The organism is Flavobacterium sp. HJJ, assembly GCF_015351475.1.
GTDB classification, from domain to species: Bacteria; Bacteroidota; Bacteroidia; order Flavobacteriales; family Flavobacteriaceae; genus Flavobacterium; species Flavobacterium marginilacus.
In genome coordinates, this window is record NZ_JADKPR010000003.1 from 125,681 (window position 1) to 139,602 (window position 13,922).

At 35.4% G+C, this 13,922-nt stretch carries 6 protein-coding genes; all 6 read left to right on the forward strand.

The features are described from left to right. Positions 1-187: 187 nt before the first annotated feature. Positions 188-1,834, forward strand: coding sequence for an alpha-L-fucosidase (locus IRZ80_RS03885; protein ID WP_194640250.1), 1,647 nt, complete (start codon positions 188-190; stop codon positions 1,832-1,834). Positions 1,835-1,878: 44 nt separating this feature from the next. After that, a complete protein-coding gene (locus IRZ80_RS03890; protein WP_194640251.1) occupies positions 1,879-3,798 on the forward strand; it encodes a glycoside hydrolase family 97 protein in 1,920 nt (639 codons plus the stop codon). Between the two features lie 21 nt (positions 3,799-3,819). Further along, complete coding sequence (locus tag IRZ80_RS03895; RefSeq protein WP_194640252.1) at positions 3,820-4,155, forward strand: L-rhamnose mutarotase; 336 nt, start codon at positions 3,820-3,822, stop codon at positions 4,153-4,155. Between the two features lie 1,199 nt (positions 4,156-5,354). After that, a complete protein-coding gene (locus tag IRZ80_RS03900; RefSeq protein WP_194640253.1) occupies positions 5,355-8,471 on the forward strand; it encodes a glycoside hydrolase family 2 TIM barrel-domain containing protein in 3,117 nt (1,038 codons plus the stop codon). A 168-nt stretch (positions 8,472-8,639) separates the two neighbouring features. After that, positions 8,640-12,674, forward strand: a complete 4,035-nt coding sequence (locus IRZ80_RS03905; protein WP_194640254.1) for a two-component regulator propeller domain-containing protein — start codon at positions 8,640-8,642, stop codon at positions 12,672-12,674. A 47-nt stretch (positions 12,675-12,721) separates the two neighbouring features. Beyond that, positions 12,722-13,876: a glycoside hydrolase family 88 protein gene (locus IRZ80_RS03910; protein ID WP_194640255.1), complete on the forward strand. Its 1,155-nt coding sequence runs from the start codon at positions 12,722-12,724 to the stop codon at positions 13,874-13,876. The last annotated feature ends 46 nt before the right edge of the window (positions 13,877-13,922 follow it).

Here is a 13,922-nt window from a genome sequence, read left to right on the forward strand (position 1 = left end):
TAGTTTTCGTGGATTAAATTTGTTTTTTTATTCTAAAATATATTGGTTTAAAAAAACTGATAATCAAATTTATTAATTAAATAACTGCTGTAATAGAAGTTTTATTTTTTTTTTGATGTTAAAATGAAAATTAAGCATACAATTAATAAAGTCGGAAATATATAAATTATTTTAAAATCATATAAAGATGAACAGAAGAAATGCTCTAAAACTTGGTGCGTCAGCTTTAGCTGGACTTTACTTATCTCCTTTATTGGGACAATCCCATATATTAAATGCGGTAGCTGCTCAAGGTCCTTTTGAACCAACTTGGGATTCTCTCAGTAAATATATAGTTCCCGATTGGTTCCGTGATGCTAAGTTTGGAATGTGGGCACATTGGGGACCTCAATGTGAGCCGGAAGCTGGAGATTGGTATGCGAGAGGAATGTATGAGGAAGGATCAAGACAGTATAAATTTCATGTTGAAAAATATGGACATCCTTCAAAGTTTGGTTTTAAAGATGTTATCAATGTTTGGAAAGCCGATAACTGGAACCCAGAAGAACTGGTTAATTTATATAAAGATGCCGGAGCTAAATATTTTATGGCAATGGCAAACCATCATGATAATTTAGATTTGTATGACAGTAAATATCAGCCCAATTGGAATTCAACAAAAATGGGACCTAAAAAAGATATTATTGCCGGGTGGGAAAAAGCTGCGCGCAAAGCTAATCTCCATTTTGCAGTAAGTGTTCATGCCGCACATGCTTGGAATTGGTTTGATACTTCAAAGGGAGCTGACAAAGAAGGTCCATTAGCAGGAGTTTCCTATGATGGAACTTTGACTAAGACTGATGGAGCAGGAACTTGGTGGGATGGTTTAGATCCTCAGGATTTATATGCTCAGAACCATCCGGTAAGTGCCAAACCTTCGGAAAAGTCATCTGTTCACAGCCAATGGGATTGGGGTGATGGAGCTTCAGTGCCTTCTTCAGCTTATTCAGAAAAATTTCATGACAGAACCATCGATTTAATAGATAAGTACAATCCTGATTTAATTTATTTTGATGATACAGCTTTGCCATTATGGCCTGTAAGTGATGCAGGTTTGCGTATAGCGGCACATTTGTATAACAAAAGTTTAAAGAAAAATAAAACGGTACAGACTGTTGTTACTGGTAAAATACTAACGGAACAGCAACGAAAAACCATGGTTTGGGATATCGAAAAAGGACAAAGTAATTCAATTGAGCCTTTGCCTTGGCAGACAGATACTTGTATCGGTAACTGGCATTATGACCGTGGTGTGTATAATAATAAACGATACAAATCGGCTAAAACTGTTATTCATACACTGATAGATGTAGTGAGCAAAAACGGAAATTTAATGCTGAATATTCCTGTGCGCGGTGATGGAAGTATTGACGAATTAGAACGTGCAATTGTAGCAGAAATAGGTGTCTGGATGAAAGCAAACAGCGAGAGTATTTACGGTACGCGTCCATGGAAAATATTTGGCGAAGGTCCGCAGCAGGAAAGCGCAGGAGCTTTGACCGCTCAGGGTTTTAACGAAGGCAAAGGAAAACCTTATACAGCCGAAGATATTCGGTTTGTGCAAAAAGGTAAAACCCTTTTTGCTACGGTAATGGCATGGCCAGAAAATGGCGCTGTTTTGATTAAAAGTTTAGGAAAAAATGCGGGTTATTATACAAAAAACATAAAACAGGTTAAGTTAGTAAGCACAGGACAGAAGCTTGAATTTACACAGAACGACAATGGACTAGAAGTTCGTTTTCCAAATCAAAAACCTGAGGCTTCTTTTGCGAATGCATTGGAGATTGTTTCATAAGGTGAGCGAATTTCAAATTTATTAAAGCATTAAAATAAAAAACTATGAAATACATTTGTTTAACATTCTGTCTCTTTATTTCGGGTCTGTTTTCAATAAATGCTCAGGAAATTTTGTCTCCAAATCAAAAAGTTAAGGTAATCATTACTTCAAAAAAAGTATCAGATGATAAATTGTCTGGTCAGGTATATTTTAAAGTTTTGTATAAAAATAAATTAGAATATATTGAAGTCCTGCCCAATTCACCAATGGGTATTGTCAGAGATGATCAGCAGTTTACCGATAACCTTAAATTTGTAAGTGTATCTCCGTCTAAAGAGGTAAACCAGAAATATGAGATGATTACCGGAAAGCGAAAAGTGTGTACTAATTTGGGTATTGAAAAAGTTTTTAAATATGTAAATTCAAATAGTAAGCCGATAAATATTGTTTTTAGAGTTTATAACGATGGTGTAGCATTTCGCTATGAATTTCCTGATAAATCAGATTCTCCGGTTGCTATTGTTGATGAGGCCACGACTTATGTTTTTGCTTCAGCGGCTAAACGCTGGATGCAGGAATATACGGAGTCTTATGAGGATTTTTTTCCTTTTTCGGAAAACGGCCAGGCAAATAAGCAGGAATGGGGTTTTCCAGCTTTATTGAAATCAAATGATTATAATGTATGGATGCTGATTTCTGAAGCAGGTATTTCTGAAAATAACTGTGCAGCAAAATTGAACAATTCTAAAAATTCAAATGAGTACAAAGTAACGTATGCTTCTCCAAGAGATAATTTCAAGCAGACAGGAGTTAAAGCGATGCTGCCTTGGAATTCACAATGGCATACGCTAATAATTGGCCAGCTGTCTGATATTGTTGAGTCGACTTTAATTACAGATGTTAGTAAACCTAATGAATTGAAGGAAACGAATTGGATAAAACCAGGTGCAGTTTCCTGGAATTATTGGGCTAATAATCATGGATCAAAAGATTATAAAAAAGTGGCTGAATATATAGATTTGGCCGCAGAAATGAAATGGCCTTACACTTTAATTGATTGGGAATGGGATGCTATGAGTAATGGAGGAAATATAGCTGATGCTGCAAATTATGCCAAAAGTAAAGGAATCAAGCCACTGATGTGGTATAATTCAGGAACATCATGGCTTGAACCAACTCCAGTTGACCGTATGTTAACAGCTGAAAAGCGGGCTGAAGAATTTAAGTGGCTTAATAAAATTGGAGTTTATGGCATTAAAGTTGATTTTTTTGCAGGAGACCAGCAGGACATGATTAAATATTACATTGATATTTTAAAAGATGCTGCAAAATATCATTTAATGGTAAATTTTCATGGAGCAACTGTTCCAAGAGGCTGGGCTCGGACTTATCCAAATTTAATGACTACCGAAGCAGTCTATGGAGCCGAATGGTATAATAATAAATCAACACTTACGGCCAAGGCGGCTCAGCATAATTCAACGCTTCCTTTTACACGAAATGTTGTGGGATCTATGGATTATACTCCGGTAACTTTCTCAAATACACAGCATCCTCATATTACCACTTATGCTCATGAGCTTGCATTGGCGGTTGTTTTCGAATCAGGGTTTCAGCATTTTGCAGATACACCCGAAGCTTATAATAGTCTGCCTTTGGAGCCAAAAGAATTTTTAAAAAATGTTCCTGTAAGCTGGGATGATATAAAACTTGTTGATGGTTATCCAGGAGAGCGAATTATAACTGCCAGAAAAAAAGGGAATCTATGGTACTTAGGAGGATTGAATGGCAAAGACGAATTGCAAACATTAAAAATAAATTTTGATTTCCTTGGTACAGGTAATTTTAAATTAAAGCTTATTAAGGACGGAGAAAATGATAAGTCATTTGCTGTCGAAACTAAAACAGTAAAAAAAGGAGATGTTTTGAATGTGGAATGTCTTCCGAGAGGAGGATTTACTGCTGTTCTGGAAAAAAAATAAATGTGTAGTAAAATTTAATTTATGAGTACAAAAAGATTATGTTACGCCTGTGATTTAAAAGATGACGCTGCTCTTATTGAGGAGTATAAAAAGTATCATCAGGAAGTCTGGCCTGAAATTAAAGCAAGTATTTCTGAATCTGGGATTATAGATATGGAGATTTACATCCTTTCCAGCCGATTGTTTATGATTATGGAAGTAGATGAAACTTATACTCCACAACGCAAACAGATGATGGATGCGGCTAATCCAAAAGTGCAGGAGTGGGAGGAATTAATGTGGAAATTTCAGCAGGCACCTCCGGGAGCGAAAGACGGTGAAAAATGGCTGCCAATGGAACAGATTTTTAAATTATGATGGATTATTTAGTCAATTTATCGGATGCAGTATTGGTGTCTAATTAATTGTTTGAATATTATTTAATTTTTTCCCATTCATGTTTTTTCTCCTGAGTAAAAATAAGTTTTGCACACTGCCGTTTTCAAGTAAAAATTCACATATAGTGCGTATTCTTTTTACATCAGGTAAATAAAACTTGTCTCTGATAATGACTGCAGTAACATGTATCTGCCTGATCCGTTCGAAAGAGCCATGTATAATTTTTTGTTCTTTTATAAATGGTAAGCATTTCGGTAATGTTATTGAAAGTTATCGAATAGATGCCTAAATAGTTATCACTGACTGAATCATTTAAGACAATGTCTTTGTCTAACTGCCTTTCCGATTGCCAATTAAAATCTTATCAAATAAACGGAATCTTTTATCGGTGAAGTCGGTAGTGTCTTCGCCGGATAACTGATTGGTTAAAATAGCGATATAAGTTTCATTATTCGGATAATATTCTTCCAGTGCAGTAAAACCGCTTACCTGGTCTTCTATGGTGAATCCGTTTTGTTTTTAATTCATTGTCAATGAGTTATTTAATGGTTGCACTTCTAAAAGCTTTTTTATAAATAATTACCATTTTTATTGGCAATTAAAATCGAGATGCCCGGTTCATTCGGTATAAACGGGCTGGTAAGTAAACTGTCTGCAGATTTTGTCAGCTGATTGGATTAACTGTCTGTGTATGCATCTTTGCATTTGACAGTAAAAAAAAGAAATATAAATGCAGTAATGATTTTTTTCATAAATAAATCAATTTAGAATCTGAACAGTAAAATAACAGATGTAAATATCTGATCGCCTGCTTTTGTAAAAAGCATTTTTTATACAAAATGAAAAATTCTGCTATCTAGTATGATGGCAGTAAATTTTTTATTTGGGAGTCATTATTTAAAGTTAAAGAAAGTGTTTTGTAAACTGAGGCGTTTTTTTTTAAAAAAGGGGGACAAATACCAATATGTCCCTTATAGTATGTCGGAATGCCCCTCTTGACTTTTACTTGATTATCTAAATTTGTGATTCAGGATTTGTCATTCCTTTGAGACTTTGTTTTTATGTTTTAGTCAAATATTTAGGAAGGTTTTTGTATATAATCATGTATAAGGTCGATTTGGAGTGACATTTTTTTATGATTTCTCAGAATTAAAATTTAAATAATCAAGATAAGTTAAATGAAGAAAATTTTTTTAGCAGCTGTTCTGTTTTTAGGCATGCAAAGTAATTTTGCCCAGAATAATGAATGGGAAAATCCTCAAATATTAGACAGAGGAAAAGAAGCGGGCAGAAGTTCCTTTCTTTTATTCGGTAATGAAGCTGAATTAAAAGATAATAATCCACAAAAATCAGAATTGTATCAGAGTTTGAACGGACTTTGGAAATTCAATATTGTTAAAAATCCATCACAGCGAACAGCAGATTTTTATTCGCCTGGGCTGAACGACAGCAGCTGGAAAAATATCCAGGTACCTTCAAACTGGGAACTGCAGGGTTATGATATTCCTATTTATACTAATATTACTTATCCGTTTCCAAAAAATCCTCCTTTTATTAATGGTGATTATAATCCTGTAGCAGCTTACAGACGTACTTTTACCATCGCAGATTCTTGGAGTGACAAAGAAATTATACTTCATTTTGGTTCTATCTCCGGTTATGCCAGAGTATATGTAAACGGAAAAGAAGCTGGGATGACCAAAGCTTCTAAAACACCGGCCGAGTTTAATATTACTTCTCTTTTGAAGAAAGGTGAAAACGTACTTGCAGTTGAGGTTATCCGCTGGCATGACGGAAGTTATCTGGAAGATCAGGATTTCTGGAGATTAAGCGGTATTGAGCGCGATGTTTATCTGCAGGCAATGCCAAGAACTACTGTCTGGGATTATTTTGTAAAAAGTGATTTGGATAATCAGTATAAAAACGGGATTTTCAATCTGGATGTTACTCTAAAGTCTTTTGTAAATAATAAAATAAAGAATACTTCAGTCAAAGTAGAACTGTTTGATAAAGAAGGAACAACAGTTTATTCTGAAAGTAAAAAAGTAAATGCTAAAGAAGAAAAAATCAGCTTCTCAAAAACTATTGAAAATGTAAAACAATGGAATGCTGAAACACCAAATCTGTACCGATACACTATTACATTATTGGACAGTAAAGGAAAAACTCTTGAAATCGTTTCTAAAAGAACTGGTTTTAGAAAAGTAGAAATCAAAGATGCTCAATTACTGGTAAATGGAAAAGCCGTTATGGTAAAAGGAGTGAATATCCATGAGCATGATGAAGTAAACGGGCACGTACCAAACAAAGAACTAATGCTGAAAGACCTTCAGTTAATGAAGCAGTTCAACATCAATGCAATTCGTATGTGTCATTATCCGCATGATACTCAATTTTATGATTTGTGTGACGAATACGGTTTTTATGTGGTTGACGAAGCGAATATTGAATCACATGGAATGGGAGCCGAATGGCAAAACTGGTTCGATCAGAAAAAGCATCCGGCATATTTACCAGAATGGGCTCCTGCGCATTTGGACCGTATAAAAAGAATGTTTGCATTTGATAAAAACCATCCTTCGATTATAATTTGGTCAATGGGAAATGAATGTGGTAATGGTCCTGTTTTTTATGATGCCTACGATTGGTTAAAACAAGTCGATTCGACTCGTCCGGTTCAATTTGAGCAGGCAGGGGAAAATAGAGATACTGATATTGTCTGTCCGATGTATCCTGGTATTAAAAGTATGAAGGATTATGCAAATGCTGATAAAAAACGTCCATACATTATGTGTGAGTATGCGCATGCCATGGGGAATAGCAGCGGAAATTTTCAAGAGTATTGGGACATTATCAATAGCAGTAAACACATGCAGGGCGGGTTCATCTGGGATTGGGTGGATCAGGGAATAAAAACTAAAAATGAAAAAGGAGTTGAATTTTGGGCATACGGAGGAGATTTAGGCGGTGCTAAATTACATAATGATGAAAATTTCTGTGCTAATGGTTTGGTGTCTGCCAATAGAATTCCGCATCCGGGATTGTTGGAGGTTAAGAAAGTATATCAGAACATTCAGTTTCAGTTCAATAATCAGTCTGAATTGACAGTAACAAATCATTATAATTTCACCAATCTTTCTGATTATGATTTTAAATGGGAATTGATTAAAAACGGGTCAAAAGTGAAGTCTGGAGATTTTAGTCTGGATGCAGCACCTGAGGAAAGCAAAAAAGCTGCTTTAGATCTGGGTTCGATTGATGATAATTCAGAATATTTTGTGAATGTTTATGCTGTTTCAAAAAATGATGCACCTCTGGTTGCCAAAGGACATGAATTTGCAAGAGAACAGTTTGCAGTTGGAAAAGGTTCCTATTTTAAAAATAATATTGCTACCAAGAGTGCTTCAAAACTGAAATATACAGTTAAAAACAATGTGCTTTCTTTTGAAGCTGAAAGTATCGCTGGAGAATTTGATCTTCAAAAAGGAGAGATTTTAAAATATAATCTGAAAAATGCAGATAAAGCCATTTTTACTAATTTTCCAGCACCTTATTTCTGGCGTGCTCCAACAGATAATGATTTTGGAAGCGGGATGCAAAATAAATTGACGGTTTGGAAAGAAGCTTCAAAAGATCCAAAAGTTATAAGCGTTAATTTGGATAAAAAATCGTCAGAAGGTTTGCTTGTAAAAGTTGCTTATCAATTAGCTAAAGCAGATGTTCCTTATACAGTTGATTATCTTATTCAAAATGATGGTTCGATAAAAGTTACTGCAGCTATTGATTTGGCAGGAAAAGAACTTCCGGAAATCCCTCGTTTTGGAATGCGCGCCAAGTTAAATGGAGCATTTGATAATTTGAGTTATTACGGAAGAGGACCTTGGGAGAATTATTCAGATAGAAATTCGGCTTCTTTTATTGGCGAATATTCGGATAATGTGATCAATCAGTACACCAGAAATTATATCCGTCCGCAGGAAGGCGGTTATAAAACAGATGTACGATGGATTACTTTAAAAAACAGTACGGGGCAAGGTTTGAAAATCGAAGGACAGCAGGCACTTGGTTTCAGTGCACTGAATATTTCAGCAGAAGATTTGGATCCGGGAAAAACAAAGGCGCAGCGCCACCCTTTTGATTTGGATTTAGATTCTAAAGAAGCGGTTTATCTGCATATAGATTACAAGCAGAGAGGTGTTGGAGGTGATGACAGCTGGGGACGCCTGCCTCATGATGCCTATAGATTATTGGATAAACAATACATTTATTCCTATACAATATCATTAATCAATTAATTTAATGTTTTTCTTTATGTTTGTACTGAGGAACCTATGATTTATTCATAGGTTTTTCTAATTTTTGATGATTTTTAAGAACCTCTGTAACCATAAGCATAGTATATTTTGAAAAGAAGCATTCTATTATTTTTAATGTTTTTTGTCCATTTTGCAGTTAAACCGCAGATGGCAGGATCGTCCAGTGCAAAATTTGGACAAAAAAAATATGATATTGGGTATATTGGAATCAAAAACGGTCTTGCCAATAACGCAGTTACTTCTGTATATAAAGACAAGCGGGGTCTGATGTGGTTTGGTACTTATGACGGGATAAGCAGATATGACGGATATAATTTTTTGAGTTTTAGAAACGAACCAAATGATTTTAATTCGTTAATTAACAATAGAATTAATAGTATTTGCGGGACCCAAAACGAGATTTGGATTGGGACAAAAGGAGGGATAAGCGTTTATGATTATCTGAGCGGTCAGTTTACAACAAAAAAATATGTAAATGCTAAGACTTCTAAAAGTGAACCAATAAATTTTGTTGTCAATCAGATTAAGGATTATAAGTCAAAAATGTATATCGCAACTGCTGGTAACGGTTTATTGTATTATGCAGAGAAACATAAAAAAATAATCCAGATTCCGCTATATTTAAACGGAAAACTGCAGTGGGATTATCATGTTCAGGGAATGGATTTTGATTCTTCCGGTAAGTTGTGGTGTTCTGTTCCGGGAGTTGGGCTGGCGATTATGGATGCATCGGCAAAAAAACTTTCTGTAGTTTTTTCTGCTGTTACAACAGCAGGCTGTGTTACGTATGATAAGCTTTCAAATATCTGGGTCGGAATTGATGAAGGCCTGCTGAAATACAATACCATAAGTAAAGCATACCACGTTTATACTAATCAGGAAATTCAGTATCCTGTTTCAGACTTGATGTATAAGCCGGACCGTAAAGAGCTGTGGATTGCTACAAATGGTAACGGGGTAGTAAAATACAATTATGCTTCGGATTCTTTTTCTCTGTTAAATGCCGGGCTGGATGAAGAAAAGCTAAACAGTAATGCTATTTCATCTTTATACCAGGATAATGAAAATCGTGTTTGGATTGGAACTTTACGCGGAGGCGTTAATATTATTGAAGAACGGAAAAGTCCTTTTACAACGATCTCAAAAAATGAAAAAACTAAAAATAGCTTACCGAGTGATTTTATTCTTTCGCTATCAGAACAGGACAGCGGTCATCTTTGGATAGGAACAGACGGAGCCGGTGCCAGTTTATGGGACAGGAAGAATAATACATTTACCAATTATTCGTATGATGCAGGCAATCCAAATTCGCTAACGAATAATTTCGTAACAGCAATTGTAAAAGACAATAAAGGGACATGGTTTGGAACTTATGGCGGAGGCGTGTGTCTATTTAATGCTCAGACCAGAAGTTTTAAAAAATATAAGCTTTTTAATCCTAAAATACAAGCAGTTCAAAAAAATATCTGGGTGCTGTTTCGCAGTAAAGACAATGTTTTATGGGCCGCTTCGCCAGATGAGGAAGGATTGTACCGTTATAATGAATCAACGGATCAGTTCGATTTTGCAGATGCGAAAATCAGAGGAATCATTTCGATGACACAAGACGTGAATGGTAATCTCTGGATAGGAAACTTTTCAGAATTATTTCAGCTGAATCCTAAAACAATGCAGCGGAAAGAGATTGAAATAAAATATCCGGTGCGCTCTATTGTATCGTATTCCAATAGAAAAATGATTGTGGGTACTGAGGGTGGAGGTCTGATGATTTTTGATCCTAAAACTTTTAAAGGAAAGTTCCTGACTCAGAGAAACGGCCTGCCGAATAATTCCATCTTAAATGTTGTTCAGGATAAGCCGGGTACATATTGGTGCAGTACTTATAATGGAATATTTGTATATAATGCACAGAACGGTAAAATCACCAGTTATCATGATGCTGACGGACTGCAGAGCAACCAGTTTAATTACAATGCCGGTCTGAAACTCTCTACTGGAGAAATAGTATTTGGAGGAATTAAAGGCTTTAATGTTATTGATACTAAAATAAACAGTCAGGTTCATGGTTTTCCAAAACTGATAATAACTTCGATAAAAGTAAATAATAAGGCTTTTGATCAGGCAGGTTTAGGAGTATTTGGGATTGATAAATTAAAACTGCCTTACGATGAATCAATGTTGAGTATCGAATTTGCTGCATTAGAGTACAGTCTGCCCGAAAAAATATCGTATGCTTATTTTTTAGAAGGATGGGATTCGCAATGGCATTATGTTGATAATATCCGAAATGCAAATTATTCCCGACTGACTGAAGGGGATTATGTGCTGAAAATTAAATCTACCAATGCTGAGGGGGTATGGAATTCTAAATCAATTTCACTGCCTATCACAATACTGCCGCCTTGGTACAGAAGCGGTTTTGCATATTTGGTATATTTTATTCTTATCGGTTTTATAATTTATGTAGTAGATAAATACCAGCGTCAGCAGTCACAGCTCAAATATGAAGTAAGGCTGTCTCAGGATCTGGCAAAGCAGGAAAAGGAACTGAATGAGAAAAAATTGACCTTTTTTACAAATATTTCACATGAGTTCAGATCACCTTTAACGATGATTATCAATCCTTTGAAGGAAATAATCTACAGCACCGATCAGCAGATTGACCCTGGCGCTATCGAAATGGTGTACAGCAATTCCAGACGATTACTGAGTTTAGTTGACCAGCTGCTCCTTTTTAGAAAAACGGAAACCGAAACTGGAAAACTTAAAATAGGACAGATCGATATTGTTGAATTATGTAAAGAGGTTTTCAGCTGTTTTGTGCTTCATGCCAAAACAAAGAAAATAGATTATAGTTTCAGTATTTCCGAAGAAAAGCTGCTTGTTTATGTAGACAGGGAAAAGATCGAAACTGCTTTATTTAATCTGATTTCAAATGCTTTAAAATTCACCGAAAAGGAAAACGGAAAGGTTACCGTTAATCTGCGCTCTACTGATGGTGAAGTCATTATTCAGGTAATCGATAATGGACAAGGAGTACAGGATGCTGATAAAGACAAAATATTTAATCTGTTTTATCAGTCAAATAACAATGTAAAAAACAATCGAAAAGGTTTTGGTATTGGTCTTTATTTGGTTAAACAGTTTGTCAGCCAGCATTTTGGAAAAGTATCGTGCCGTGACAATGAAAATGGAGGAGCAGTTTTTGAAGTTAAACTGCTGCTGGGAAAAGAACATTTTGGCGATATAGAAATCAGGGAAGATTTAAGTGACAGAACATTGTTTTTGGAAGATGCTCTGGAAGATACCATGGTACTGGAAAATGTATTGCAGACAATCGAAGAACCGGAAAATGTAAGCGATTTAATAAAAACTGCAAAAAGTATTTTAGTGGTAGATGATAATCCTCAGATAAGAAATTATCTAAAGAAAATCTTAGCGTCTAAATATAGTGTTACTGTTGCCGAAAGTGCAGAAAAAGCATTGGAAATAATTCGAAATGTGCAGCCCGATTTAATTATTTCTGATGTGGTAATGGGCGAAATGAACGGTGTTGCTTTTTGCAAACATATAAAAACAGATGAAGAGCTGAAGCATATTCCGATAATACTGCTTACAGGAGGAACTTCTGAAGAGGTCAAGCTTAAAGGAGCCGAAGCTGGCGCTGACGATTATATTACAAAACCATTTGATAATGACTATTTGTTAGCAAGAATAAATGGAATTCTTACACGGCGCGACAGTGAACAGAATTTCATGCTCAAATCAGTTACCAAAAAAGGAGCAAGTCCAAAACTCTCTGATGAAGACAAAAAACTGCTGGACAAAATTGTAGAGCTTATCGATTTAAATTTAGATGTAGAAAATTTTAATATTAGAGATTTGGCAAGTGAATTGGGAATGAGTCATTCTTTGGTTTACAAAAAAATTAAAAAAATTACGGGTAAATCGGTGAATGAATTTACGCGTAATGTGCGGTTAAGAAAAGTAGCGACTTTATTGATCACTACCGATTTTCAGATAAGCCAGGCAGCATCGATGGCTGGTTTTGGGGATATCAAATATTTTAGAAAACAATTTCAGCAGTTCTATAATATGAATCCTTCGGAGTTTAAAAAGAAATATCAGAATGTAAAGGACAATAAATACATATTGAATGAAAGTTTCTGGAAGTCAACCTAATTATAGTTTTTGACTCAAAAAAAATAAAAATCAAACTAAAAATAATTATGAATTTTAAAAACTCATTTTTTATACTAATAGCTGTTGTTTCTTTATCAGCCATTAGCTGTAAAAGCGGTGCAGTAAAGCAGGGAACTGCAATAAAACAATCAAAAAAAGAAGTAATTGCTATTATTGATAAAGTAAATAACCGCTGGCAGGATACACATTCTGAACAGGGAAATGCTTTCTGGAATGTTGCGGCTTATCATACTGGAAATATGGAAGCGTATAAAGTAACCCAAAATAAAAAATACCTGGATTATTCGATGTCTTGGGCCGAAAAAAATCAGTGGATGGGCGCCAAATCGAATAACAAATCAGAATGGAAGCACAACTATGGGGAAAATGATAAGCATGTCTTGTTTGGCGATTGGCAGATCTGTTTTCAGACTTATATTGATTTGTACAATTTTACAGGAAAGAATGATTCTCAAAAAATTGCCCGTGCCCGTGAAGTTATGGAGTATGAAATGGGTACTGAGGCTAATGATTACTGGTGGTGGGTAGACGGTTTGTATATGGTAATGCCGGTAATGACCAAATTGTACAAAGTAACCGGCAATGAAATGTATTTAGAAAAACTGCATGTTTATTTAGCGCATGCCAATAGTATTATGTACGATGATGAGGCAAAACTATATTTTCGTGATGCAAAATACGTATATCCAAAACACAAAAGCGCCAATGGCAAAAAAGATTTTTGGGCTAGGGGAGACGGATGGATCTTTGCCGGTTATGCTAAAATTATTCAGGATTTACCAAAGGATGCTAAACACAGACAAGAATATATCAGCCGTTTCAAAGATATGGCAAAAGCATTGGCAGATGCTCAGCAAAAAGAAGGTTATTGGACTAGAAGTATCTTAGATCCAGAACATGCTCCCGGGCCGGAAACCAGCGGAACGGCATTTTTTACCTATGCTTTTTTATGGGGAATCAATAATGGTATATTAGATAAAAAAACATATCTGCCGGTAGTAGAAAAATCATGGAATTACTTAACGAATTTTGCACTTCAGGCAGATGGTACAGTTGGATATATTCAGCCAATTGGAGAAAAAGCAATTCCCGGACAGGTAGTTGATAAAAACTCAACTGCTGATTTTGGTGTTGGTGCATTTTTATTGGCAGCATCAGAAATGAGCCGTTTTGTGAAATGACGTGATTAATTTATAATAGGCCTCAAGCGGCTGTGTTTTATTGGTC

What these genes read in the sequence shown, in the direction of transcription:
- IRZ80_RS03885 (WP_194640250.1), top strand. Translation starts at nt 188, where the DNA reads ATGAACAGAAGAAATGCTCTAAAACTTGGTGCGTCAGCTTTAGCTGGA.
- IRZ80_RS03890 (WP_194640251.1), top strand. Translation starts at nt 1,879, where the DNA reads ATGAAATACATTTGTTTAACATTCTGTCTCTTTATTTCGGGTCTGTTT.
- IRZ80_RS03895 (WP_194640252.1), top strand. Translation starts at nt 3,820, where the DNA reads ATGAGTACAAAAAGATTATGTTACGCCTGTGATTTAAAAGATGACGCT.
- IRZ80_RS03900 (WP_194640253.1), top strand. Translation starts at nt 5,355, where the DNA reads ATGAAGAAAATTTTTTTAGCAGCTGTTCTGTTTTTAGGCATGCAAAGT.
- IRZ80_RS03905 (WP_194640254.1), top strand. Translation starts at nt 8,640, where the DNA reads ATGGCAGGATCGTCCAGTGCAAAATTTGGACAAAAAAAATATGATATT.
- IRZ80_RS03910 (WP_194640255.1), top strand. Translation starts at nt 12,722, where the DNA reads ATGAATTTTAAAAACTCATTTTTTATACTAATAGCTGTTGTTTCTTTA.